General features: G+C 59.6%; 30 protein-coding genes. 5 read left to right on the top strand and 25 right to left on the bottom strand.

What is annotated here, in order from left to right; all coding sequences use genetic code 11:
- The first annotated feature begins 120 nt into the window (after positions 1-120).
- The 4 genes from Q0859_RS05930 (at position 121) to Q0859_RS05945 (ending at position 5,197) form a co-directional block, all read left to right on the top strand.
- The gene (locus tag Q0859_RS05930) at positions 121-1,719 is read left to right on the top strand and encodes a peptide chain release factor 3 (RefSeq protein WP_299148555.1); all 1,599 of its coding nucleotides are present in this window, start codon (positions 121-123) and stop codon (positions 1,717-1,719) included.
- 3 nt (positions 1,720-1,722) lie between these two features.
- On the top strand, positions 1,723-2,649 hold the full coding sequence (locus Q0859_RS05935) for a glycosyltransferase family 2 protein (protein WP_299148558.1): 927 nt from the start codon (positions 1,723-1,725) through the stop codon (positions 2,647-2,649).
- Between the two features lie 3 nt (positions 2,650-2,652).
- A complete protein-coding gene (locus Q0859_RS05940; protein WP_299148560.1) occupies positions 2,653-3,588 on the top strand; it encodes a glycosyltransferase family 2 protein in 936 nt (311 codons plus the stop codon).
- A gap of 124 nt (positions 3,589-3,712) precedes the next feature.
- The gene (locus Q0859_RS05945) at positions 3,713-5,197 is read left to right on the top strand and encodes a DEAD/DEAH box helicase (RefSeq protein ID WP_299148564.1); all 1,485 of its coding nucleotides are present in this window, start codon (positions 3,713-3,715) and stop codon (positions 5,195-5,197) included.
- 9 nt (positions 5,198-5,206) lie between these two features.
- Here the strand turns inward: Q0859_RS05945 and Q0859_RS05950 are convergent, their stop codons facing one another.
- The 21 genes from Q0859_RS05950 to Q0859_RS06050 all read right to left on the bottom strand — a co-directional run bounded on the left by Q0859_RS05950 (position 5,207) and on the right by Q0859_RS06050 (position 21,933).
- Complete coding sequence (locus tag Q0859_RS05950) at positions 5,207-5,593, bottom strand: hypothetical protein (RefSeq protein ID WP_299148567.1); 387 nt, start codon at positions 5,591-5,593, stop codon at positions 5,207-5,209.
- On the bottom strand, positions 5,590-6,234 hold the full coding sequence (locus tag Q0859_RS05955; RefSeq protein ID WP_299148569.1) for a hypothetical protein: 645 nt from the start codon (positions 6,232-6,234) through the stop codon (positions 5,590-5,592). Before Q0859_RS05955 ends, Q0859_RS05950 begins: the two co-directional genes overlap by 4 nt.
- Before the next feature lie 148 nt (positions 6,235-6,382).
- Positions 6,383-8,053 (bottom strand): ribonuclease J, encoded by a 1,671-nt coding sequence (locus Q0859_RS05960; protein WP_299148572.1) that lies wholly within the window; start codon positions 8,051-8,053, stop codon positions 6,383-6,385.
- Positions 8,054-8,057: 4 nt separating this feature from the next.
- On the bottom strand, positions 8,058-8,831 hold the full coding sequence (locus tag Q0859_RS05965) for a type III pantothenate kinase (protein WP_299148574.1): 774 nt from the start codon (positions 8,829-8,831) through the stop codon (positions 8,058-8,060).
- Between the two features lie 13 nt (positions 8,832-8,844).
- On the bottom strand, positions 8,845-9,594 hold the full coding sequence (locus Q0859_RS05970) for a biotin--[acetyl-CoA-carboxylase] ligase (protein WP_299148577.1): 750 nt from the start codon (positions 9,592-9,594) through the stop codon (positions 8,845-8,847).
- A gap of 53 nt (positions 9,595-9,647) precedes the next feature.
- On the bottom strand, positions 9,648-11,084 hold the full coding sequence (gene nuoN / locus Q0859_RS05975; RefSeq protein ID WP_299148579.1) for an NADH-quinone oxidoreductase subunit NuoN: 1,437 nt from the start codon (positions 11,082-11,084) through the stop codon (positions 9,648-9,650).
- Between the two features lie 15 nt (positions 11,085-11,099).
- Entirely contained in the window at positions 11,100-12,641 is a 1,542-nt protein-coding gene (locus tag Q0859_RS05980; RefSeq protein WP_299148583.1) for an NADH-quinone oxidoreductase subunit M, read from the bottom strand.
- 3 nt (positions 12,642-12,644) lie between these two features.
- Positions 12,645-12,863 carry a hypothetical protein gene (locus Q0859_RS05985; RefSeq protein ID WP_299148584.1) on the bottom strand — a complete coding sequence of 73 codons (219 nt, stop codon included), beginning with the start codon at positions 12,861-12,863 and terminating at the stop codon, positions 12,645-12,647.
- Positions 12,863-14,971 carry an NADH-quinone oxidoreductase subunit L gene (nuoL, locus tag Q0859_RS05990; RefSeq protein ID WP_299148587.1) on the bottom strand — a complete coding sequence of 703 codons (2,109 nt, stop codon included), beginning with the start codon at positions 14,969-14,971 and terminating at the stop codon, positions 12,863-12,865. The genes Q0859_RS05985 and nuoL overlap by 1 nt, the downstream gene beginning before the upstream one ends.
- Before the next feature lie 7 nt (positions 14,972-14,978).
- Positions 14,979-15,110 (bottom strand): hypothetical protein, encoded by a 132-nt coding sequence (locus tag Q0859_RS05995; RefSeq protein ID WP_299148589.1) that lies wholly within the window; start codon positions 15,108-15,110, stop codon positions 14,979-14,981.
- Between the two features lie 4 nt (positions 15,111-15,114).
- Complete coding sequence (gene nuoK / locus Q0859_RS06000) at positions 15,115-15,420, bottom strand: NADH-quinone oxidoreductase subunit NuoK (protein WP_008553673.1); 306 nt, start codon at positions 15,418-15,420, stop codon at positions 15,115-15,117.
- A gap of 28 nt (positions 15,421-15,448) precedes the next feature.
- The gene (locus tag Q0859_RS06005) at positions 15,449-15,925 is read right to left on the bottom strand and encodes a hypothetical protein (protein WP_299148631.1); all 477 of its coding nucleotides are present in this window, start codon (positions 15,923-15,925) and stop codon (positions 15,449-15,451) included.
- 3 nt (positions 15,926-15,928) lie between these two features.
- On the bottom strand, positions 15,929-16,531 hold the full coding sequence (locus tag Q0859_RS06010) for an NADH-quinone oxidoreductase subunit J (protein WP_299148633.1): 603 nt from the start codon (positions 16,529-16,531) through the stop codon (positions 15,929-15,931).
- The gene (locus Q0859_RS06015) at positions 16,528-16,929 is read right to left on the bottom strand and encodes a carboxymuconolactone decarboxylase family protein (protein WP_299148635.1); all 402 of its coding nucleotides are present in this window, start codon (positions 16,927-16,929) and stop codon (positions 16,528-16,530) included. The genes Q0859_RS06010 and Q0859_RS06015 overlap by 4 nt, the downstream gene beginning before the upstream one ends.
- Complete coding sequence (nuoI, locus tag Q0859_RS06020; protein WP_299148637.1) at positions 16,926-17,420, bottom strand: NADH-quinone oxidoreductase subunit NuoI; 495 nt, start codon at positions 17,418-17,420, stop codon at positions 16,926-16,928. The genes Q0859_RS06015 and nuoI overlap by 4 nt, the downstream gene beginning before the upstream one ends.
- A gap of 1 nt (position 17,421) precedes the next feature.
- The gene (locus tag Q0859_RS06025; RefSeq protein WP_299148639.1) at positions 17,422-17,610 is read right to left on the bottom strand and encodes a hypothetical protein; all 189 of its coding nucleotides are present in this window, start codon (positions 17,608-17,610) and stop codon (positions 17,422-17,424) included.
- 2 nt (positions 17,611-17,612) lie between these two features.
- Entirely contained in the window at positions 17,613-18,650 is a 1,038-nt protein-coding gene (gene nuoH, locus Q0859_RS06030) for an NADH-quinone oxidoreductase subunit NuoH (protein WP_299148641.1), read from the bottom strand.
- Positions 18,651-18,656: 6 nt separating this feature from the next.
- Positions 18,657-19,013, bottom strand: coding sequence for a hypothetical protein (locus Q0859_RS06035; protein WP_299148643.1), 357 nt, complete (start codon positions 19,011-19,013; stop codon positions 18,657-18,659).
- 20 nt (positions 19,014-19,033) lie between these two features.
- On the bottom strand, positions 19,034-21,052 hold the full coding sequence (gene nuoG / locus Q0859_RS06040) for an NADH-quinone oxidoreductase subunit NuoG (RefSeq protein ID WP_299148645.1): 2,019 nt from the start codon (positions 21,050-21,052) through the stop codon (positions 19,034-19,036).
- A 3-nt stretch (positions 21,053-21,055) separates the two neighbouring features.
- Complete coding sequence (locus Q0859_RS06045; protein ID WP_299148647.1) at positions 21,056-21,454, bottom strand: DUF5333 domain-containing protein; 399 nt, start codon at positions 21,452-21,454, stop codon at positions 21,056-21,058.
- 122 nt (positions 21,455-21,576) lie between these two features.
- The gene (locus Q0859_RS06050) at positions 21,577-21,933 is read right to left on the bottom strand and encodes a hypothetical protein (protein WP_299148650.1); all 357 of its coding nucleotides are present in this window, start codon (positions 21,931-21,933) and stop codon (positions 21,577-21,579) included.
- Between Q0859_RS06050 and Q0859_RS06055 the strand changes: the two genes are divergently transcribed.
- Positions 21,932-22,186 (top strand): hypothetical protein, encoded by a 255-nt coding sequence (locus tag Q0859_RS06055; RefSeq protein WP_299148652.1) that lies wholly within the window; start codon positions 21,932-21,934, stop codon positions 22,184-22,186. The two genes, Q0859_RS06050 and Q0859_RS06055, sit on opposite strands and share 2 nt — an antisense overlap.
- Before the next feature lie 30 nt (positions 22,187-22,216).
- On the opposite strand, the gene Q0859_RS06060 is transcribed toward Q0859_RS06055, so the two are convergent.
- The 4 genes from Q0859_RS06060 to Q0859_RS06075 are packed head-to-tail and all read right to left on the bottom strand — an operon-like array spanning position 22,217 to position 24,728.
- Complete coding sequence (locus Q0859_RS06060) at positions 22,217-22,417, bottom strand: hypothetical protein (protein WP_299148654.1); 201 nt, start codon at positions 22,415-22,417, stop codon at positions 22,217-22,219.
- Positions 22,418-22,426: 9 nt separating this feature from the next.
- On the bottom strand, positions 22,427-23,704 hold the full coding sequence (gene nuoF, locus Q0859_RS06065; protein ID WP_299148656.1) for an NADH-quinone oxidoreductase subunit NuoF: 1,278 nt from the start codon (positions 23,702-23,704) through the stop codon (positions 22,427-22,429).
- 37 nt (positions 23,705-23,741) lie between these two features.
- Positions 23,742-23,960 (bottom strand): DUF5337 family protein, encoded by a 219-nt coding sequence (locus Q0859_RS06070; RefSeq protein WP_299148657.1) that lies wholly within the window; start codon positions 23,958-23,960, stop codon positions 23,742-23,744.
- 3 nt (positions 23,961-23,963) lie between these two features.
- Positions 23,964-24,728 (bottom strand): endonuclease, encoded by a 765-nt coding sequence (locus tag Q0859_RS06075; protein WP_299148660.1) that lies wholly within the window; start codon positions 24,726-24,728, stop codon positions 23,964-23,966.
- Between the last annotated feature and the right edge of the window lie 25 nt (positions 24,729-24,753).

A 24,753-nucleotide genomic window follows, 5' to 3' on the forward strand; every position in this document is an offset into this window, starting at 1 on the left:
GATCGCGCCGCTTCCTCCGGGGGTATTCCATGAATGTATCAACATTTGGTAAATCGCACCCGACCAGCGTCCATCACGCCTGTGCTTGCCCCGTATGGCGCGCGCCGATATAGGGCACATATGCTTGATAACCGTCCAGAATTGCCCCCCGAAGTCGCCCGTCGCCGCACCTTTGCGATCATTTCGCACCCCGATGCGGGCAAGACGACGCTGACCGAGAAATTCCTGCTGTTTGGCGGTGCCATTCAGATGGCCGGGCAGGTGCGGGCCAAGGGCGAGGCGCGGCGTACGCGCTCGGACTTTATGGCGATGGAAAAAGACCGCGGGATTTCGGTCTCTGCCTCTGCAATGTCGTTTGATTTCAAAGAGTTCCGGTTCAATCTTGTAGACACGCCGGGTCACTCCGATTTCTCGGAAGACACCTATCGCACTCTGACGGCGGTGGACGCCGCCGTGATGGTAATTGATGGGGCCAAAGGCGTCGAAAGCCAGACCCAAAAGCTGTTCGAAGTCTGCCGCTTGCGCGATCTGCCGATCCTGACATTTTGCAATAAAATGGACAGAGAAAGTCGCGATATATTTGAGATCATTGACGAAATTCAGGAAAACCTTGCAATTGACGTCACCCCAGCCTCTTGGCCAATCGGGGTCGGGCGCGATTTTATCGGCTGTTATGACATCTTGCGCGACCGGCTTGAGTTGATGGACCGCGCCGACCGCAACAAGGTTGCCGAAAGCATCGAGATTAACGGTTTGGACGACCCCAAACTGGCCGAACATGTACCCGCCGACCAGCTTGCCCAACTGCGCGAAGAGCTTGAAATGGCGCGCGAATTGCTGCCGCCTCTCGATGCGACAGCACTGTTGCAAGGTACATTGACCCCGATTTGGTTCGGCTCGGCCATTAACTCGTTCGGCGTCAAAGAGTTAATGGACGGGATCGCCCAATACGGCCCTCAACCGCAAATCCAAAAGGCCCAACCGCGAGAGATTTTACCAGAAGAAACAAAGGTTTCCGGCTTTGTCTTCAAAGTTCAGGCCAACATGGATCCCAAGCACCGCGACCGTGTGGCCTTCCTGCGTATGGCCTCGGGGCATTTCAAACGCGGCATGAAATTAACCCATGTGCGCAGCAAAAAACCAATGGCCATCTCGAACCCGGTCATGTTTCTGGCCTCGGATCGCGAACTGGCCGAAGAGGCGTGGGCCGGTGACATCATCGGCATCCCCAACCACGGCCAATTGCGCATCGGTGACACGTTAACAGAAGGGGAACCTTTGCGTGTTACAGGTATCCCATCCTTTGCGCCGGAATTGTTGCAAGGGGTGCGCGCGGGCGACCCGCTCAAAGCGAAACACTTGGAAAAGGCGCTGATGCAATTCGCCGAGGAAGGGGCCGCAAAGGTCTTTAAACCGTCTATTGGATCGGGGTTCATTGTCGGCGTGGTGGGCCAGTTGCAATTTGAAGTGCTCGCCAGCCGGATTGAGTTGGAATACGGACTGCCCGTACGGTTCGAACAGTCGCAGTTCACCTCGGCACGGTGGGTGAGCGGGGACAAGCAAGCCGTTGAAAAATTTACAGAAAGCAACAAACAACATATCGCGCACGACAATGATGGCGACATCGTTTACCTGACCCGTCTGCAGTGGGATATCGACCGGGTCGGGCGCGACTATCCGGACGTGAAACTAACCGCGACCAAGGAAATGATGGTCTGAACGGTGGCCCTTGGCGAAACCGCAAAGCCGGATCTGCGGTGGGGCGTCGTCACCACTGTCAAAGCACCGATCGCTCAGGTGGCACGCTTTTTGGCGCATTACCTGCACCTTGGTGCCAACAGAATCTTTGTGCATCTGGACGCGCCCGACCCGGCCCTAGCCGACCGCCTCGATCATCGGCGCGTCAGGTTTTTCCAATGCGATGCGGCCTATTGGCGGGGCAAACACCCGCAAAGCTTTCAAAACCACCAGATGCGCCAGGCCTTCAATGCGACGCGCATCTATCGGCAAACGAAACTGGACTGGCTCGCGCATTTCGACGTGGACGAATACTTACTGGCCCCGGCCCCCATGCGCCAATTGCTCGGGGGTCTGAGCGCCGAGACGATCCATATCGAAGTCCCCATGGTCGAGATGCTCAACAGCGCAGGCGCACTGCATCATTTCAAAAAGGCGGCCACGCCCAAGGCGGCTCGCCACCTATATCCCACTTATGGCCCTCATGTTCCGGGCGGCTTCATCAGCACGCTCAGTCCGAAACTGATCGCGCGCAGCGGCCTGCCAGAGGCCCGGTTTGGCATCCACGCGTTTCAGCGCAATGGGCACAACATGGACGGTTTGGGCGCAACCACCGACCTCTATCTTGGTCACGCCCATGCCCCGGATTTCGAGACATTTCAAAGACATATGGCCTATCGCCTCGCCAAGGGCAGCTATCACGACCGCAAAGGCCGCGCCAACCCGCTTGGGCACCTGATCCGCGTGTTGCTGGAGGATACAGACCCAAATGCGCTGCGCCATTTCCATCAGGAGATGAGTGCGGCGACACCCGAACGGCTTGACCTCCTCGCGGCGCATGACATGCTGATCACAGCGCGACTGGACCTTGATGACAAGGTGACCCGCATTTTCGGCAAGCTGGAGGATTAGGCCGTGACCACCTGGGGCCTTGTGGCCACCATCCTCGCCCCTGCCCCCGAGGTGCTGCGCTTTGCGGCCTATCATCTCGAACAGGGCGCGCATCGGCTATATATCTATCTGGATGCGCCGAATGACGCAGCCTTTAACCATCTGAAAGCACACCCGAAAGTACGGGTTCAGACCTGTGATACCGCGCATTGGCAGCGGCTTGGGGGCAAGCGGCCCGGCAAGCATCAGGTGCGTCAGGCGATGAATGCGACCCATGCCTATCATCGGCGTGCCGAGGTGGACTGGCTGATCCATATGGATGTCGACGAATTTCTGGTGCCCCAAGCCCCGGTGGCCGACCTGTTGTCAGGCCTGCCAGAGCAGCAGGCCGTGGCACGGATCCGGCCCATGGAACTGCTTGGCGGCAGTGCGACGGCCTTTAAGACGTTCATTCCCGCAGGCCCCGCACGCCGCAAGCTGGTCAGCGAGATTTACCCAACATTCGGGGCCTACGTCAAAGGTGGTTTCCTCAGCCATGTCGCGGGAAAGGTTTTTGTACGCAAAGGGTTGGACGATATTTCGATCCAGATTCACAACGCGTTTCAAAATGGCGGTCCGCTTGAAAGTGGCGCGGACATTGCGCAGATTGACCTTGCCCACTGTCATGCCCCGTCCTGGGACGCATGGCGCACCGCCTTTGACTATCGCCACGCCAAAGGCTCTTACCGGTCGGATCTGCGCCCCGCGATCCCGCCCGAAAATGGCGGCATGTCGCTGCATGATCTTTTTGCCCACCTATACGATGATCAGGGCGAGGAGGGCTTGCGCGCCTTTTTTGACGAAGTGATCAGTGACAGCCCCGCCTTGCGCGCGCGCCTGTCAAAACAGGGGTTGCTGCGCGAGGTTGATCTGGCCCTTGATGCCGCGCTCGCCCGACACTTCCCCGACGCTGCGGTTTGACGCCAACCCACGCCTTTGTTATGGACGCAGCGCGTGTCGGGGCCAAAGGCCTCCGCTTGGGCCATTCGGGCCGGCAGCAGATGATGCCGCGGGCCAAGTCAGTGTCCGCAACATACGGACATACATGACAAAATTTTCTGATCTGAACCTCAATCCAAAGGTCCTCAAAGCCATCGACGAAGCGGGCTACGAAAGCCCCACGCCCATTCAGGCGGGTGCGATTCCCCCTGCCCTTGAGGGACGCGACGTTCTGGGGATCGCCCAGACCGGCACCGGCAAGACCGCCAGCTTTACCCTGCCCCTGATCACCATGCTGGCCCGTGGCCGCGCTCGCGCACGGATGCCGCGCAGCCTCGTGCTGTGCCCCACGCGCGAATTGGCCGCGCAGGTGGCCGAGAACTTCGACACCTATGCCAAGCATGTGAAGCTGACCAAGGCCCTGCTGATCGGCGGTGTGTCGTTCAAGGAACAGGACATCCTGATCGACAAGGGTGTTGACGTGCTGATCGCCACACCGGGCCGCCTGCTTGACCATTTCGAACGCGGCAAGCTGATCCTGAATGACGTCAAGGTCATGGTCGTGGACGAAGCTGACCGCATGCTTGACATGGGGTTCATTCCCGATATCGAGCGCATCTTTGGTCTGACGCCATTCACCCGCCAGACCCTGTTTTTCTCGGCGACCATGGCCCCTGAAATCGAGCGGATCACCAACACTTTCCTGTCCAATCCCGAGCGGATCGAGGTTGCGCGCCAGGCCACAGCCTCCGAGACAATCGAGCAGGGCGTGGTCATGTTCAAAGGCTCGCGCAAGGATCGTGAAGGCAGCGAAAAGCGCAAGGTGCTGCGCCTGATAATTGATGGCGAAGGTGAGAAATGCACCAATGCCATCATCTTCTGCAACCGCAAGACGGATGTGGACACGGTTGCCAAGTCCCTGAAAAAATACGGCTATGACGCGGCACCCATCCACGGTGATCTGGACCAATCGCAACGGACCCGCACGCTGGAAGGGTTCCGCAATGGCGAGTTGCGTTTCCTTGTCGCCTCGGATGTGGCCGCGCGCGGGCTTGATGTGCCTTCGGTCAGCCACGTGTTCAACTTTGACGTCCCAAGCCACGCCGAAGACTATGTGCACCGCATTGGCCGGACGGGCCGTGCAGGACGTGACGGCAAGGCGATGATGATCTGCGTGCCGCGCGATGAAAAGAACTTCGATGCCATTGAAAAGCTGATCCAGAAGGAAATTCCGCGTCTGGACAACCCGCTTGGCACCAAGGCGCCCGAGCCTGCGGACACAAACCCAGACGACAAGGTCGAGGACAAGCCCAAGCGCACCCGCCGCCCACGTAAGGCCAAGGACGACGCCCCCCACGCCGAAGAGGTAAAGGCCGACGCGCCCATGCAAGAGGTCGAGGCGAAGGAAACGCCCAAGCCTGAACAGGAGGCGACAGCCAAAGCGTCAAGCAGCCGGGGTGGGCGTTCGTCCGACCGCGGTGGACGCGGCAAGGGGCGCAATGATGATCGAGGTGGTAACAAGGTTGTCGGCCTGGGCGATCACACGCCAACCTTCATCCAGCTGAGTTTCGACGAGCGGCGCGCCAGCTGAAAGGTGTGCTCAGAACTCGGCACCGGGGTGCCATGACATCCCATGCACGGCCCGCCACACGCCATCGTTTTGGGCAAACCACAGCGTGAGGTTTTCTTCACTGCTGCGCGCCCATGTCACTTCGCGGATATCCGGCGTCTGATCGGCGTCAAAGATATTGCGCAGCTCGATCCGAAATTCGGGAACGCCCGGTGACATGGTGAACGTCTCTTCGCGCAGCGCGACACCAAGAAGGTCCCGTGCACCTTCCTGGTCAATGCCGACAAAGGCCTCGACCGGCGCATCCCGTTCAATCTGTTTGTTCACGTGTGTCTCTCCCTCATTGCCTTGAACGAGTGTTGCGGCGATCCACGCCAGACCAGCAAGCGCCAGAAGGGCCGCCGCAGCGCGCATCATTTGACGCTTTTTACACTGAATGTTGTATCGGGAATCATCTTGTTCAATTCGATCACCAGATAGTCCGCATGGCGCTTCTTGATCGTCATGCCCGAATGCATGATCGACTTCTTGTGATCCTTGAACGCGCTTGAGCTCTTGTACTCATCGCCGTGCCCGGCCGGTGAATGTTTGGAATTTCCGATGGCGTGCCCGAACTCATGCGCCGCACCCGACTGTTTGACACCTTTACCCCCGCCCTTGTTCACCTCGACGGTATCCTCGGTATCGAGCGTCATCTCCTGCTTGCCCCAGTTGACCACGCTGCCGTTGAACTTGCCCTTGGGCACCTTCACGGCCGTCACCTTCCAATGCGCGCCGGATGTCTTGGGGTCGATGTCGAATTTCACGACAAAGGGCTTGTCCTTGAAATAGTTGGCAAAATCGGATGTGCCGCTGACAGATAGCACGAATTTCCCGTTCCAGGCCTTGCGAATGACCCTTTCGATTTCCTTGTGAAAATCCTTCTTTTCCTTCGAGGTCCACGCGGTTGCGCCCCCCTTGGTCGTATAATTGTACGACCAGAACTGCTGCACCCAGATTTGCCCTTTGGATCCAAGCACAGAAAAATCCATCCGCTTGGTTTTTTTCTTGAAATCCATCTTCGGCGGTTTCTTTATCTTCTCATCTGCCATCGAAATGCCCTTGCCGAAAAAATGCCTGTGCGGGCCCAAATTGACCCGATTGCAATACTGTTTGCATTTAAGGCGTGAGCCGCCCCGCTCTGTCAAGATTGGGGCGGTGCCTTTCCTAGTGCATCCGGCTGATAACGACCGTGACTTCCGGCTTCTTGCCAATCTCGTCCTGCCCGGATTTGCGCACGATGCGGCGCAAGGCTTCGGTCAGCTTGTCATCATCACGTAAGGTCTTGGCATCCGCTCGGCCCAGAAACTGGCCGATATCCGCTTCCAACACTTCGACCAATGCAGCCTTGGAGGTGCCCATATCCGGCAGCCCCATGGTTTCACACCATGGATCGCCAAGCGGCTCATCCTCTTCATCCAGGATCAGCGTCACCAGAACGTGCCCATTCAGCGCCATGCGAATACGATCCCGCACAACCCCGTCCAGCGCACCGATTTGCACCGACCCGTCCAGATAGGTCCGCCCGGTTTCGATATATTCGGCCACTTTGGGTGCATTGCCCGACAGGTCGATCATCATCCCGTTCACCGCCAGCACACCTGTGCGCCCGGCGCTTTCCGCCATCTTGACGTGTTCGCGCAAATGCCGGTGTTCACCGTGCATCGGCACCACGATCTGCGGGTTAACGATGTCATGCAGGCGCGCGATATCCGGCCCGTTCGCATGGCCCGACACGTGATAAAGCCCCGAGGAGTCATCGACCACATCCACGCCCTTTTCGGACAGCTGGTTCATAATCCGGATTACACCACGTTCATTGCCGGGAATGGTTTTCGAGGAAAACAGGAACAGATCGCCCTCTTTCAGCTCCAGCCCCATATATTTGCCGTTGGCCAGTTGGGCCGACGCCGCGCGCCGCTCGCCTTGTGATCCGGTCACAAGCAACATCAGGTTCTCGCGCGGAATGCTGCGCGCATCCTCGGGGCTGACCACGGTCGGGAAATCCTTGAGGACCCCGGTCTCGATTGAGGCTTCGATCATCCGCCGCATGGCACGGCCAAGCAGCACAATCGAACGGCCCGCCCGCGCACCCGCATCCGCCAATGTCTTCACACGGGCCACATTGGACGCAAAGGTGGTGGCAACCACGACGCCCTCAGTATGGTCGCGCACCAGCTTTTCAATCTCCGGCCCGACACTCGTTTCGGACCGACCCGGATTGGGTGAAAAGACGTTGGTGCTGTCACAGACGAACGCCTTGACCCCGCCCTTGGACACCTCGGCCCAGAGGTCCGGGTCAAAGGGTTCGCCCACGATGGGGGTCTCGTCCAGTTTGAAGTCGCCCGAGTGGATCACCCGGCCATGGGCGCTGTCGATGATCAGGGCCGCACTTTCGGGGATCGAGTGGGACATGGGCAGAAAGCCGACCTTGAACGGGCCCACCTCGACCTGTTCGGGCCATGCGCCGGTGACGCGCACCGCCTCTTCATCGTGGCCATGTTCGCCCATCTTGCGCCGCGCGATATTGGCGGTAAAGGCGCGCGCATAGATAGGCACGCCAAGTTGGTCATAGGTGTGTGCAATAGCGCCCACATGGTCTTCGTGGGCATGGGTGACAAAGATCGCCTCGATGCGATCCTTGCGTTCGGCAAGCCATGTGATGTCGGGCAGGATCAGGTCCACGCCGGGCGAGCCGTCCATATCCGGAAAGGTTACGCCAAGGTCCACCACGATCAGGCGTTCCTGTTCGGGTTTGCCATAGCCATATACATAGGCGTTCATGCCTATTTCACCCGCCCCCCCAAGGGGCAGGTAGATCAGTCGTTCACTGCTCATAATTTCAGGTATTTTCCTTGTTATAGCGATGGATGACCGTCAGGCCATGCATCGTCAATTCGTCTTGATAATGATCAAAGAGGGCTTCAGTCTGCTGAAACAGCGGCGCAAGGCCCCCTGTTGAAATCACGCGCATCTCACGGGCGCGTTCCGCCTTGATCCTGGCACATATCTCACGCACCAATCCGACGTAACCCCAAAACACCCCCGACTGCATGCAGGTGACAGTGTTGGTACCAATGACGGCCTGGGGCTTGGTAATGTCCACATGGGGCAGTGCGGCAGCCGCGTTGTGCAGCGCCTCAAGGCTGAGGTTCACACCAGGTGCGATCACCCCCCCGATATAGGCCCCATCACTGTCCACCACGTCGAATGTCGTGGCGGTGCCGAAGTCAACCATGATCAGGTCACCGCCATAGAGATCGTGCCCCGCAACCGTATTTACAAGACGGTCAGGGCCAACTTGTGTGCCTTCATCCACGCGCACCCCCACCGGCAGCAGGCAATCGGGCTTGCCCACCACGATGGGGCGCGTGTTGAAATAGCGATCTGCCAGAACGCGCAGGTTGAACACCACCCGCGGCACCGTGGAGGAGATAATCATATCGGTGATTTCAACATCAATGTTCTGGAACTTCATCAATGTCGACAGCCAGACATAGTATTGATCCGCCGTGCGCTGCCATTCGGTCGAGGTGCGCCAGGTGCCGATAAACGCCTCTCCGTCCCAGATGGAAAACACGGTGTTGGTGTTGCCGCAGTCGATGGCCAAGAGCATGGGGTGCGTCCCTTCAGAAATAAACGTCGCCCGCCGGGATGCGCACCCGGCCTTTGGGCGTCTCTAGAACAAGTTGGCCGTCTGCGTCCACATCTGCGAACGTTCCCTGATAGGCCTCGCGGGTTGTGCGGGCGGTGATGACCTCGCCCAGACGGGCGGCGCGGGCCAGCCACGCGGTGCGAATAGGCGCAAAGCCGTAGGTGACAAACTGGGCCTCGTAGCGAGCATAGGATTGGGCCAGCAGGTTCAAAAACGCCTGCGGCGTGATGTTCACTCCCAACTCGGATTTCAGGGCCACGGGGCGCACAGCCCCCTCCTCGACCTGATCCGCGCCCGGTGCTGTTTTCAGGTTGACCCCGACACCAATGGCCAGATGTGTCACCGCCGCACCTGTGCTGATGCTCTCAAGCAGGATGCCCGCCACCTTGCCATCGCGCAGCAGCACGTCGTTGGGCCACTTCAGCGCAAAGGCATCGCCACGCCCCGTGGCCGCCACGAAAGCATCATGCAAGGCCAGCGATATGACAAAAGAGCGTAGCGCGGCATCGCCCGGTGCCTCGCGCATCGGCAACACCAAAGTCGCGGCAAAATTGCCCGCAGGCATGGACCAAGCGCGGCCACGTCGCCCCCGTGCAGCCGTCTGGTTCAGTCCCAAGATCCACTCAAGCCCCGCCAAATCAGTCGCGCGACGTGCCGCTTCGCTCAACGTGGAATCAACCTCGGTCAGGACAGTGCGGCCATAGCCTTCAGGCCACCCGGTCATAACGTGCCCGCGTTCCGAAGGTGTTTCACGGACGGTCGGCTAACCAACGGCGCCTAGTTCACCAACGTGGCCGCAGCCGCCGCTGCCGCGCCTTCGACACCGAACATGTTGACGATGCCCAGAACCATGACCGCAGCCGAGCCCATAAGCATCACCCACAAAATCGGGGATTTGCCGCCATTCAGACGATCTTCGCCCGCATCGCCAAAATACATGAAGAACACGATGCGCAGATAGTAATAGGCTCCGATAACGGAGGCGATCACACCAGCGATGGCAAGCCACGCAAGGCCCCCCTCATAGGCGGCGCGCAGAACATAGAACTTGCCGAAGAAGCCCAGCATGGGCGGCACACCGGCGAGCGAGAACATCAGGACGAGCATCGCGAGCGCCTTGCCGGGTTCTTTCTTGGCATAGCTGTTGAGGGACGAGATTTCGGTTACGGGCTGACCATCCTTCTCCATCATCAGGATGAAGGCGAAGGTACCGACGTTCATCGTCACGTAGATCGCCATGTAGACCAGCATCGCCTGCACACCAAGCACCGTGCCCGCCGCGAGGCCCATCAGCGCATAGCCCATATGGGCAATCGACGAAAACGCCATCAGCCGCTTGATGTTGGTCTGCCCGATGGCCGCGAAGGCCCCAAGGAACATGGACAAGACGGACAGCAACGCCATGATCTGCTGCCAGTCCGCGACCGCGCCGCCAAAGGCGTCGTGCATCACGCGCGCAAACAGGGCCATGGCCGCGACTTTGGGTGCGGTGGCAAAGAAGGCGGTGACGGGCGTGGGCGAACCTTCGTACACATCCGGCGTCCACATGTGGAACGGCACGGCAGACACCTTGAACGCGAAACCCGCCATCAGGAACACAAGACCAAAGAGCAGCCCGAGCGACACGCCCTCTTGTGCGACCTGCACGATACCCGAAAACAGCGTCGTGCCCGCATAGCCATAGACCAGCGACGCACCGTACAGCAACAAGCCCGAGGATAACGCACCCAGCACAAAATACTTGAGGCCCGCCTCGGTTGACTTGACCGAGTCCCGGCGCAGGGACGCAACGACATAAAGCGACAGCGATTGCAGCTCGAGGCCCATGTACAGCGCCATCAGATCGCCCGCTGACACCATCATCATCATGCCCACGACCGCCAGCGCAACCAGCACCGGATATTCAAAGCGCAGCAATCCGCGCGCGGCCATGTACCCTTCGCTCATCAACAGAACGGCAGCTGCCGAGATCAGGATCGTCACCTTGGCAAAGCGCGAAAACCCGTCATCGATGAACATGCCGGAGAAGGCCGCGTTGCTGCCCTCCCCCGTGAACCCGATCCACGCCGCCAGCGCCAGGAACACAGCCGCTGTTGACCAAACGAGGGGCGAGGCCAGGTCGTCCTTGGACGTATAGACCGCCCCAATCAGGGCCAGAATGGCAAACCCCGACAGCAGGATTTCAGGCAGGATGATGGTCAGATCAGCGGACATTGTTCAAAACCGTTCTTAGTTTGCAGCCAATTGCGTTGCGGCCTCTGCCGCCACAAGGGCCGTGTCATATTGGGTCACAAGGGCGGCCACCGATGGCCCGATGATGTCGAGGATCAGCGCAGGATAGACCCCAAGCAGGATCGTCATCACCACAAGCGGTGCAAAAATCGCACGCTCGCGCCGGCTCATGTCGGTGATCGACTTCAGGCTCTCCTTGATCAGATCGCCCATCACCACGCGGCGGTAAAGCCACAGCGCATAAGCGGCCGAAAAGATAACCCCGGTCGTTGCCACGGCCGCCACCCAGGTGTTGACCTGGAACACCGCCATCAGCGTCAGGAACTCGCCCACGAAACCGGAGGTGCCGGGCAGGCCCACATTTGCCATGGTGAACAGCATGAAGATCAGCGCATAGGCGGGCATCTTGTTCACGAGGCCCCCATAGGCGTCGATCTCGCGCGTGTGCATCCGGTCATAGATCACGCCCACACACAGGAACAACGCCCCCGAAATGAACCCGTGGCTGAGCATCTGGAAGATCGCGCCATCCAGCCCCTGCTGGTTGGCAGCGAAGATGCCCATGGTCACAAAGCCCATGTGGGCGACCGAGGAATAGGCGATCAGCTTTTTCATGTCCTCCTGCACCAGCGCCACCAGCGAGGTGTAGACGATGGCGATGGCCGACATCCACAAGACCAGCGGCGCCATCACGTCAGAGCCGACCGGGAACATCCCGATGGAAAAACGGATAAAGCCATAGCCGCCGAGTTTCAGCAGGATCGCCGCCAGCACCACCGATCCGGCGGTGGGGGCCTGCACGTGCGCATCCGGCAACCACGTATGGACCGGCCACATCGGCATCTTGACCGCAAAGCTGGCGAAGAAGGCCAGGAACAGCAGCGTCTGCATGCCCCCCACGACCTGAATGCCAAGCAGCGAAAAGCTTTCGGAGCCGAACTGGTGGGTCAGAAGCTGTTCAATGTCGGTGGTGCCCGCATCCGCGAACATGCCCACCATCGCCACCAGCATCAGCACCGAGCCAAGGAAGGTATAAAGGAAGAACTTGAAGCTGGCATAGATGCGGTTCGCCCCGCCCCAGATACCAATGATCAGGAACATCGGGATCAACCCGGCCTCGAAGAACAGGTAGAACAGCACCAGATCCAGCGCCATGAACACACCCAGCATCAGCGTCTCAAGCAGCAGGAAGGCGATCATGTATTCCTTGACCCGGTCCGTCACCGACCACGAGGCCGCAATCACCAGCGGCATCATAAAGGTGGTCAGCATCACGAACAGCACCGAAATCCCGTCGACCCCCATCTTGTAGGTCAGACCCATGATCCAGGTGCCCTCTTCCACGAACTGGAAGCCGGTGTCGTTGGGGTCGAACTCGAACAGGATGAACAGCGAGGCGAGAAAGGTCAGCCCCGTTGTCGCCATCGCAACCCATTTGGCGTTGCGCTGCGCCGCCTCGTCCTCACCACGCAGGAACACAGCTAGGATCAGGGCCGCGAGGGCCGGCATAAAGGTGACGATGGAAAGAAGGTTGTCCATGTGTCAGGTCCAGAATTGATTAAGAAAGGACAGCGCAACAAACGCCGCAAAAAGGATCAGGGCAATCATCGGCCCAAACGCCACCATCGCCACGAGGGTCGCCCCGATGGTCCCGCCGATCACACCGCCCTTGGCGACGCGCCGCACATCCTGCCGGTCGTCGCGCATGTACATTACACCCGCAAACATCACCCCCAGACAGATCAGGCCAAGCAGTGGCATCAGTTGGCGCCCCCGCTCAGCGTCATCCACGTGATCAGGATCGCGATCCCGATCACCATCGCAAACGCGTATGTAAAGATGTAGCCCGACTGCGCCCGCCCGGCGAGTCGCGTGATAAAGGGCACGATGCCCATTGAGACACCGTTGATGGTGCCGTCAATCACATCCCCATCGCCCTTTTTCCACAGCTGCTTGCCGATCCAGAGTGCGGGCTGGATGAAGATGTAATTATAAAGCTCGTCAAAGTACCACTTGTTCTTGAGGAACAGGTAGAGCGGGCGCTGGTTCTCGGCGAGCCGTCCGGGCAGCGAAGGGTTCTTGATGTAGAACCAATAGGCCGTCAGGAACCCAAGCAGCATCGCCGCAAAGGGCGAAGTTTTCACCCAATAAGGCACCTTGTGCGCGTCATCCAGAACGGTGTTGTCAGGCCCGATATAAAGCGCACCCTGCCCCGGCTCCCCGGCAAAGGCATAGTGGTGTTCATCCTTTTTGCCCTTGTCGTCACCGTGGCTGTCGTCAGCATGGTCGTCCTTGGCCGCGCCATGGTCCCCGGCCTCGGCATATGGGATGCCGTAGAACGTCGCGACCTTGTCCGTGTGTCCAAAGAACGAGCCATACCAGACCATCCCCGCAAAGACCGCGCCGAGGCTCAGCACCCCAAGGGGGATCAGCATGACGGCAGGGCTTTCATGGGCGTGGTCATGCGTGTGCTTGTCGCCGCGCGCTTCGCCGTAGAAGGTCAGGAACATCAACCGCCAGCTATAGAAACTGGTGAACAGCGCCGCGATGACCAGCGCCCAGAAACTGAAGCCGGTGCCGGCGGCAAAGGCGCTTTCGACGATTGCGTCCTTGGACTGGAAGCCTGCGAACCCGATCGGGATTTCACCAAGCGTGAAGATCCAGACCGGAATACCCACCCCGGTGATGGCCAGCGTACCGATCATCATGGCCGCAAAGGTATAAGGGATCTTTTTGCGCAAGGCCCCGTAATTGGTCATGTCCTGTTCGTGGTGCATCGCATGGATCACCGACCCGGCCCCAAGGAACAGCATCGCCTTGAAGAAGGCGTGCGTCAGCAGGTGGAACATCGCCGCCGAATACATGCCCACGCCCGCAGCTACGAACATGTAGCCAAGCTGCGAACAGGTGGAATAGGCGATCACGCGCTTGATGTCGGTCTGCACAAGGCCGACAGAGGCCGCGAACAGCGCCGTCGCCGCGCCAAGGAAGGTGACGAAGGCCATCGTTTCGGGCGCAAACTCCATCAATGGCGACATGCGACAGACAAGGAAAACGCCCGCCGTCACCATGGTCGCGGCGTGGATCAGGGCGGACACTGGCGTCGGCCCCTCCATCGCGTCCGGCAACCACGTGTGCAGGAACAGTTGTGCCGATTTTCCCATGGCCCCGACAAACAGCAGGAAGGCGATCAGGTTGGCCGCGTTCCACTCGGTCCACAGGAAGGTCAGTTGCGTGTCCGCCAGCGTGGCCACATTGGCAAAGATATCGTCGAACTTGATCGAATCGGTGAGGAAAAACAGCCCGAAGATGCCAAGCGCAAAGCCGAAATCACCAACCCGGTTGACCACGAATGCCTTGATCGCCGCCGCATTGGCGCTTGGCTTGCGGTAATAGAATCCGATCAGCAGGTAGGAAGCGACGCCGACCCCCTCCCAACCAAAGAACATCTGCACAAGGTTGTCGGCTGTCACCAGCATCAACATCGCAAAGGTAAAGAACGACAGGTAGGCAAAGAAGCGGGGCTTGTACGTCTCGCCTTCGCGCCATTGTGGGTCGTTATCCATGTATCCAAAGGAATAAAGGTGCACGAGGCTGGACACGGTCGTGATCACGATCAGCATGATGGCCGTCAGCCGATCAAGGCGGATGGCCCAATCGGTGCTGAGGCTGCCGCTTTCGATCCAGCGCAGGATCTGGATGCTTTCGGTGGTGCCGTCAAAGGTCAGGAAGACGATCCACGACAGGGCCGCGGACAGGAACAACAGGCCTGTTGCGATCCAGCAGGCCGCCGTTTCTCCAAACGCGCGCCAGCCAAAGCCGCACAGCAGCGCGCCGACCAGAGGGGCAAAGAGGATGATGGTTTCCATGATCGGCTTATCCCTTGGTCTTGGTCTGCACGCGCGCACGGGCGGGCGCAGGGGCGATGTCTTGCATCGCAAAGTAATAGACACCGGCCACACCGATTGCGACCGGCAGCATCCAGATATAGTCCAGCAGCAGGTTCATCGGCTTACCCCTTCATCACGTTGACGTCTTCGACAGCGATGGTGCCCCGATTGCGGAAGAAGCACACAAGGATCGCAAGGCCGATGGCCGCCTCGGCGGCGGCGACCGTCAGGACGAACAGGGTGAACACCTGCCCCACCAGATCGCCAAGGAAGGACGAGAATGCCACCAGATTGATGTTCACCGCCAGCAGCATCAATTCGATGCTCATCAACAGGATGATCACGTTCTTGCGGTTCAGAAACAGCCCGAAGATGCCGATGACGAACAGCGTCGCTGCGACTGTGAGGTAATGTTCTAGTCCGATCATCGGTCTTTCCTAATCTGGCCAGCAGGACTTACCCGGCAAGCTTGAACTCTGTTTTTTCCCCGCGCGCCTCTGGATAAAGCGCGGCACAGGCGCAAGGCTCTGCGCGCAGGGTGGCAATGGTGATATCGCGGGCAATCCCATCAAGGTCCTGCGCGATACGGGGAAAGGTCGCAAAGGCGCGCGCGCCCTGCTCATGCTGCGCAATCACGGCCAGCGCCCTTTCGGTGCGGTTGAATGGCAGGCGCGTGCCCATATTCTCTTCCTGGCTGCGAAAGCTCAGCGCTGTGCCGGGCGTGCAGTCCACGAGGGTAAACGACGTCGCAGTCCCCTCCTGGCTCCACCAGTCGCGCCACATCACACGGCCTTGGCCAAGATCGACATGATCCGCCTCACCCCCATGCGAGATGTGGGTGGTCCGGTCGCACTGGGCCAGCGTCAGCGCCGCCGCTTGCGCGCCGACCAGCGCCAGGACACCCGAGAGGATATATGCGACCCGCGCCGTCATGCCTTACAGTCCCTGCCCCGGTTTGACGTCTTTCAGCTCCATCGCAACAGCAGGGTCGCGCATCATCTGGGCGACCACATCCTGCCGTTTCACATCCGAACGGTGGCGTAGCGTCAGCACAATCGCCCCGATCATCGCAACCAGCAGGATCAGGCCAGCAAGCTGGAACAACAGGAAGTACTGATCATAAAGGATCATGCCCAGGGCTTCGGTGTTGTGGCGATCCACGGGCGTCAACTGGGCACGCAAGCCCTCGGCGGCCGCATTGCTTTCCCACGCGCCAAAGGCCATCACGAACTGCATCAGGATCACGACCGCAATCAGCAGGGCCAGTGGCATATAGCGCGCCATCTCGGCCTTCAGTTCGGCGAAATCCACATCCAGCATCATCACCACGAACAGGAACAACACGGCGACCGCGCCCACATAAACGATGATAAGCAACATCGCGACGAACTCGGCCCCAAGCAGGACGAACAGGCCCGCCGCCGAGAGGAACGAGAGGATCAACCACAAGACGGAGTGGACCGGGTTGCGGCTGATGACGGTGAACAGCCCCCCGGTGATCACGCTGATCGCGAAAAGGTAAAAGGCAAATACACTCATGTCTTGTCCTTATCTTCGGCCATGACTTCTTGGGCGAGCCCGGTGGCACGGGTCACCGCGGGCACACCGGCAAACATCGCCATCATGCCCAGGGTCTCGGAAATCTGCTGGTCTGTGGCACCGGCTGCGCGCGCGTGGCGCACCGTCTGGCGCACCGCCGTATCAGCTTGCGCGCCCTGCATGGTGAGGCCCGCAAGGGTCAACAGCAGCCTGGTTCTGGCATCCAGCCCGTCCTCGTTCAGCGCATTGCCGAACCACTGCTCCATCACCTCTTTGGGCATGGTCGGCCACATCGCCTCAAGCGCCTTGGGGTCGAACGCCTGCATTTGCGGAAACGACTTGGTCATTTCCTGCACCTGCTCAAGCATCGCAGCAAAGGGGTTGATCGGCTCGCTCATCGGTAGGGGGCATCCAGTTCGAGGTTGCGCGCGATTTCGGCTTCCCACCGCTCGCCATTGGCCAGCAGCTTGTCCTTGTCGTAATACAGCTCTTCGCGGGTTTCGGTGCTGAACTCGAAATTCGGCCCCTCGACGATGGCATCGACCGGGCACGCCTCTTGGCAAAAGCCGCAATAGATGCACTTGGTCATGTCGATATCATAGCGGGTGGTGCGGCGGCTGCCGTCTTCGCGCGGTTCAGCGTCGATGGTGATGGCCTGAGCGGGGCAGACTGCCTCGCACAGCTTGCAGGCAATGCAGCGTTCTTCGCCATTGGGATAGCGGCGCAGCGCGTGCTCGCCCCGGAAACGCGGGCTCAGCGGCCCCTTTTCGTGCGGGTAGTTCAGCGTCGCCTTGGGCGCGAAAAAGTATTTCAGGCCCAGCTTCATGCCCACCCAGAAATCCTGAAGCAGAAAGTATTTCGCCGCGCGGCCATAATCGATCTGAGTCATGTCAGTCGTCCTGTCCATCTCGTTTCAAGCCCGCCCACGCCTTGAAGGCGGCGATCACGTCATCGTTGTCTATGTCCACTCTGGACCCGTCTGCATCCTGCGTACACATCTCGCATTCGGCCACAATAAAGGCCGTCAGATCTGCCAGATCATGTTCTGAACTTCCCGAGATCGCATCTGCAAGACCCATCTTTACGCTCCTGTCGCCCAACGGGCATAGATGCCCCAGAACCAGTCAAACTTGGCCGCAAAGGCCACGAACACGACCCAGACAAGGCTGAAGGGCAAAAACACCTTCCACCCAAGGCGCATCAGCTGGTCATAGCGGTAGCGCGGCGTGATCGCCTTGATCATCGCAAACAGGAAGAAGAAGAACGCCATCTTGCCCACCATCCACAACACGCCATCCGGCAGGCCGGGAATGGGCGACAGCCAGCCGCCAAAGAACAGCAGCGACATCAGCGCACACATCAGGAAGATCGCGATATATTCCCCGGCCATGAACAGCAGGAACGGGGTCGATGAGTATTCGACCTGATAGCCCGCCACCAGTTCGGACTCGGCCTCGGGCAAGTCAAAAGGTGGGCGGTTCGTTTCGGCCAACGCACTGATGAAGAACAGGAAAACCATGGGAAGATGCGGCAGCCAGTACCAGCCAAAGAACCCATATCCAGTGTCCTGCGCGTTCACGATAGCCCCGAAGTTCAGCGAGCCGGTGGACAGGATCACCCCGATGATGATCAACCCGATGGACACTTCATAGGAAATCATCTGCGCCGCAGAGCGCAGCGAACCAAGGAAGGGATATTTCGAGTTCGACGCCCATCCACCCATGATCACGCCATAGACTTCAAGCGAGGAAATCGCGAACACATAAAGGATTGCGACGTTGATATCGCTCAGCACCCAACCATCGTTGAACGGGATCACGGCCCAGGCCACCATCGCGAGCACAAAGCTGGTCATAGGTGCGAGCATGAACACGGTCTTGTCCGCGCCCGCAGGCACCACAACCTCTTTGACAATGTATTTTACGGCATCCGCCACAGTTTGCAGCAGGCCAAAGGTGCCCACCACGTTTGGCCCGCGCCGCATCTGGACCGCAGCCCAGATTTTGCGGTCACCATAGACCAGAAACAGCAGCGAAACCATGACGAACGCTACAACCGCAAGCACTTGGGCAAGGATCAGGACGGCGATGCCGCCAGGAGTGGTAAAGAAGTCAGCCATGTATCCTCACACCGTCGGTATTCCCTTCTCCGCGCAGGATGCGGCCACGACTTCGGCGTCGATGGTCTTGATCCCACGTGGCAGGGCTGGCGAGATGGTGTAAACAGCATCCGCCGCCCACACGCCAGCCTCTTCATTCACATTTGTGCGCAAATGACGCGCAAAGCCCCAGCCCCGGATCAGCGTATATCCCGCGGCAGCGCATTCTGCATAGTTGGCCACGTCCTGCGCGCTCAGCGCGTTGGTCATGGAGACGTTGAACTGCACCAGATCATCTGCGAGCAATTGCGTTTCGACCCCGCGATAGTCAGGGATGAACTGCTCGGCTGTGGGCACCGTTTCACAGGCGGCAAGCGGCATCATGGATATGATCCACGCAGCCTTCATTCGGCGGCCATCGCTTTGGTCCGGCGCGCCTTGGCGTTCGCGCTGAGTTCGGCCATCAACTGGCTGGCCCGTGCGATGGGGTTGGTCAGGTAGAAGTCGGTGATGTGTGACGCGAAAGTGCCCGATCCAAGCGTGCCTTGCGTCAGGGCCTCGTCTTCGTTCTCGGTGATCACATCGATGTCACCCAGATGCGGATGCGCTTGGACGATTTGATGGCGCAGCGCACCAAGGCTGTCGAAGGGCAGTATCGCGTCCATCTCTCCCGAAAGCGCGCGCAGGATCGCCCAATTTTCCTTGGCCTCACCCGGTGCAAAGCTCGCACGCGCCGCAAGCTGTGGCCGTCCTTCGGTGTTGACAAACAACCCGCCCTCTTCGGTATAGGCGGCACCGGGCAGGATCACATCGGCGCGGTGCGCACCGCGGTCCCCGTGACTGCCCTGGTAGATCACAAAAGCGCCGTCGCCGATTTCGATCTCGTCCGTACCGAGGTTGTAGATCACATCGGCCCCATCAATCGCGGCCATGCCGTTGTCATTGGTGGCCCCGACATCCATTGCCCCGACACGGGACGCAGCCGTGTGCAACACCATCAGCTTGGCACCCGCAGCCGCGGCCGTAGCCTGCGCCATGGCCAGAACCGCCGCGCCGTCTTCGCCTTGGAGGGCCCCTTGGCCGACAATCATCACACCGCGCTTGCCCAGCTTGTCGGAGTGATCCATTTTCGACAGATTTTCGAGCGCCGCGCGATCAGTGCCAATGTTGGTGACGTCATAGGTCAGATCAACTGCTTCGCCGATCATCGCGACCTTGGCCCCTTTGGTCCAAGCCTTGCGGATGCGCGCATTGAGTACGGGTGCTTCAATGCGGGGGTTGGTGCCAATCAGCAGGATCATCTCCGCATCGTCAATTTCTTCGATGGTGGCTGTGCCCACATAGGCGGCGCGGTTGCCGCTTGGCAGCTTGGCTCCGTCGGTGCGGCATTCGACGATACCGCCCTGCCCTTCGATCAGTGCCTTGAGCGCATAGGCCGCCTCGACCGGGGCCAGATCGCCGACGAGGCCGGCCAGACGAGATGCGCCCTTGATCGCGGCAGCCGCCTTGCCAAGTGCTTCGGGCCATGTGGCGGCGCGCAGCTTGCCGTTTTCGCGAATATAGGGCTTGTCCAGCCGCTGGCGGCGCAAACCGTCCCAGACGAACCGGGTCTTGTCCGAAATCCATTCCTCGTTCACGCCGTCATGGTTGAGCGGCAAAAAACGCATCACTTCACGGCCCTTGGTATCAACGCGGATCGAGGCCCCCATGCCGTCCATCACATCGATGCTTTCGGTCTTGGTCAGTTCCCACGGGCGGGCGGTGAAGGCATAAGGCTTGGACACCAGCGCACCAACGGGGCACAGATCAATGATGTTGCCTTGCAGGTTCGATTCCAGCGTCTCGCCCAGATAGGACGTGATCTCGGCATCCTCACCGCGCCCCGTCTGGCCCATTTGGGTGATGCCGGCGACCTCGGTCGTGAAACGCACGCAGCGGGTGCAGGAAATGCAGCGGGTCATGTGGGTCTCGACCAACGGGCCAAGGTCCAGATCATCCAACGCGCGCTTGGGTTCACGGAAGCGGGAAAAATCGACGCCATAGGCCATCGCCTGATCCTGCAAATCACACTCGCCACCCTGATCGCAGATCGGGCAATCCAGCGGGTGGTTGATGAGCAGAAATTCCATGACGCCCTCGCGGGCCTTCTTGACCATGGGCGAATTGGTCTTGACGACGGGGGGCTGGCCTTCGGGGCCGGGGCGCAGATCCTTGACCTGCATCGCACAGGAGGCGGCGGGCTTGGGCGGGCCGCCCACGACCTCGACAAGACACATCCGGCAGTTGCCCGCGATGGACAGACGCTCGTGATAGCAGAAACGGGGGATTTCGATGCCCGCCTCTTCGCAGGCCTGGATCAGGGTCATGGCCCCGTCCACTTCGACCTCGTTGCCGTCAATGATGATCTTGCGGAGGTTGCTCATACGTCAGTTCATCCTCAGTAGGGCGCCAATCTGGCCGCCTTTTTTGATTTCGTCACGCCCTGCGGCGCAATAGCTGGCCGGATCGCCCGCCGTCACGCCCTGCTGCGTGAGATAGGTTTTGCCCTCGCGTTTGAGGCGGGCCTTTTCGGTGTCAGACTTGCGGTAGGCGTCGATTTCTTCATCCGAATAACCCAGATCACGGGCCGTCGATTTCAAACCCGTCACGATGCGGTACGCCTGAAAGACCCGCGCCGAAATGTCGGGGCAATTCTTGCGGATCTCGTCCGCGATGCCGACAGCCAGAATCGTGTCATCGATTTCGGGAACATCCCGCAAAAGCGGTTTCGCCGAAACGGTTCCGGCAGTCAGGCTAAGGATCAAGGCTATGGTCATTGCGCGCATCATATCTCTCCACTTGTCGCGTCGGTGTAACGCAAGGTGGGAAAACACCTTTGTGCTATGCAATATCATGGGTTTGCACAACCCGTTAGCGCGCAATTTGTCGCCATCTGCTCGGGTTGTGGTCACTCTGGCGCGCAGGTGCCGCGCAACAGCAGCTTGTCACCGGAAATGCGCAAGGTTCCATCCTCGGCGTCAGGGCCTTCGATCCAGTCAACATTCGATGATCCAAAGATCCCGATGCAATAGCGGGTCGCCTCATACCGCCCCGCCTCGCGCGCGCCTTCCAGCGACGCCGATACCGGGCTGACCGAGATTTCGAACTGGTTGCGCTGCTTGTCGACCTTGCTCGCATTCGAGCGGAAGAACTGCCCGTCAAAAGCCACACGGTCGGCCTTGCGCTCTGCGCAGGCTGATAAGGCAAGGGCCGCGATCAAAAGGGCACCTGTCATCCGCGCGTTTCGAAGGGGAAATGTGGTCATGCTCGTCGTCATCATATCTTCTCCGCGCCTCAGCGCTGTTCTTGGGCCGCGGGCGGGTGCCGTCAGCCGTGGACTGACCTCTATTGCCATGGATTTTCGCGCGATGAAAGCGCTGCGTGGTCACGGCGACAGCAAGAATTTATCTGTTACGCTGCGACGGAATTGCGAGACCTTCGATCAGACCACTAGGCATTTCGCCCAAAAAACCACCTTTCGTAGTTCGTCACTCACAGCAGCACACGCGTCAGACTGAGGACCTCTCGTGACTTTTTGCTGCCAAAGACTACGCGTCAGATTTGCGATTTGCCGGCCAGTCGACCAACGCCAACACCAGTAGCAGCACAAACACTCCACCTGGCAAAATAGAGAACAAATCCCAAAAACCGCTGAAGCCAGCCTTGGTAAAGATTTTCCAGAACATCAGTGGGAATATTATCAAAAACAATAACAACAGGATGCCAGGCAAGCCAATATTGTTCAGCATGAAAGTCTCCTACTCCGCCGCGATCCTCTTGTGGTTGATCCGGTCTTCGATCTCGTCGCGGAAATTCTTGATCAGCCCTTGAACCGGCCAAGCCGACGCATCGCCAAGCGCACAGATCGTGTGGCCCTCGACCTGTTTGGTCACGTCCAGAAGGATGTCGATTTCCTCAACCTCCGCCTCGCCTTTGACCAACCGGTCCATCACGCGCATCATCCAGCCTGTGCCTTCGCGGCAGGGCGTGCATTGCCCGCAGGATTCATGTTTGTAGAATTTGGACAGCCGCCAGATCGCCTTGATGATGTCCGTGCTCTGATCCATCACGATGACCGCAGCGGTTCCAAGGGACGACCCCTTTTCCTTGAGCGCGTCGAAATCCATGATCGCATCGCGCATGTTTTCACCGCGCACACATGGCACAGACGACCCGCCGGGGATCACCGCCTTGAGGTTGTCCCACCCGCCACGAATGCCGCCGCAATGCTTTTCGATCAGTTCCTCAAACGAGATGCTCATCGACTCCTCGACCACGCAGGGATTGTTCACATGGCCCGAAATCGCAAACAGTTTGGTGCCCGCATTGTTGGGACGGCCAAACGAGGAAAACCAAGACGCGCCCCGACGCAGGATGGTGGGCACGACAGCGATGGATTCGACGTTGTTCACCGTAGTGGGGCAGCCATAAAGGCCCGCACCCGCGGGAAATGGCGGCTTCATGCGTGGCATGCCCTTCTTGCCCTCAAGCGATTCCAGCAGTGCGGTTTCCTCGCCGCAGATATAGGCCCCTGCCCCGTGGTGCAGGTAAATCTCGAAATCCCAACCGGACCCGGCGGCGTTTTTGCCAACCAGACCAGCATCATAGGCTTCGTCGATGGCAGCTTGCAGCGCCTCTTTCTCGCGGATGTATTCGCCGCGGATATAGATGTAGCAAGCATTGGCGTTCATCGCGAAGGAGGCGATCAGGCACCCTTCGATCAGGGTGTGGGGATCATGGCGCATGATCTCACGGTCCTTGCAGGTGCCGGGTTCGGATTCGTCGGCGTTCACAACCAGATAGCTGGGGCGACCGTCGCTTTCCTTGGGCATGAACGACCATTTGAGACCCGTGGGAAAGCCCGCGCCGCCGCGCCCGCGCAGGCCCGAATCCTTCATTTCCTGCACAATCCAGTCGCGCCCTTTTTGGATCAGCTTGTCAGTGCCATCCCAGTGGCCCCGCGCCTGCGCGCCTTTCAGCGTGCGGTCGTGCATTCCGTACAAGTTGGTAAAGATACGATCCTGGTCGGCCAGCATGTCAGATCCTCTCGGTGCGGCCCCGCGCCGGGCCGTTTCATGTGTCCCGGCTGTTTTGCCAAATCCTGAGCGCCACCACCAGTGCCCAAATGAACGCAGCCAGTGCGAAAAGCAGCAAAAGTATCTCGAACCGGGGTGGCAGACCCAAGACACCGACGATCACAGGCGCAAAGATCGACAGCAAAGCGGCCCCCGCAATGACGAGGGCCGCGATACGGCCCTGACGGGCCTGTTTGGGATCAAGCGGGGCGGACATGCCTTAGTAAACGCCGCCCTTTTTGACTTTCTTCGAAAACTCGGTGGTCCCGCCCGCAGCGAGCGTCTTGGCCTGATCGACCCATGCGTCGCGGCTGACGCGGCCCTTGAACCCTTCGAGGTTTTGGTCGACCCACGCAATTTCGTCCGTGCCCCAGGTCGCGATCTGGTCAAAATGGTAAAAGCCCATCGAATGCAGCAACGATTCCAGCTTTGGGCCGACCCCCTTGATCTGCTTGAGGTTATCGGGGCCGCCTGCGCGGGCCGCGCCGAGGGTTTCGGGCTTCTTGCCCTCACCGGCCACGGCGGGGGCGGCTTTTGCCTTGGTTTTGGCGGCAGCTTTCGGCTTGGCTTCGGCTTTCGGCTTGGCCGCGGCCTTTGGTTTTGCCTTGGCTTTGGGGGCAGCCTTGGCGGTGCCTTTATCCTCTGAAACTTCGGCCTGAGCCGCGACCGGTTCGGACGCGGTCACAGCCGCCTTGGCCGGTGCCGCAGCTTGGGCCGGTGCAGGGGTCGCAACCGCTTTGGGTTTTTCGGGGGCCGCATCATCCGCTTTGCCAGCCTGTGCTTCGCCCAATGCGGGCAAGGGGCGACACATTATGAAGTTCAAAAGCAGGCCCGCGATTACAAACACGACGCCTGCTGCAAACACCGCCTGCATGAACGTCCATGTCCCGACCACCATCAGCAACACCGCTGCCAGTGCCCCGCCAAGAGCTGCGACCAGCCAACAGCCGAGTGCGCAACTTACCATACCTTGTTTCTTGTCCATGACCGTCCCTTCCCCGTCTAGAGGC

The organism is uncultured Tateyamaria sp., from assembly GCF_947497045.1.
In the GTDB taxonomy this organism is placed as follows: Bacteria; Pseudomonadota; Alphaproteobacteria; order Rhodobacterales; family Rhodobacteraceae; genus Tateyamaria.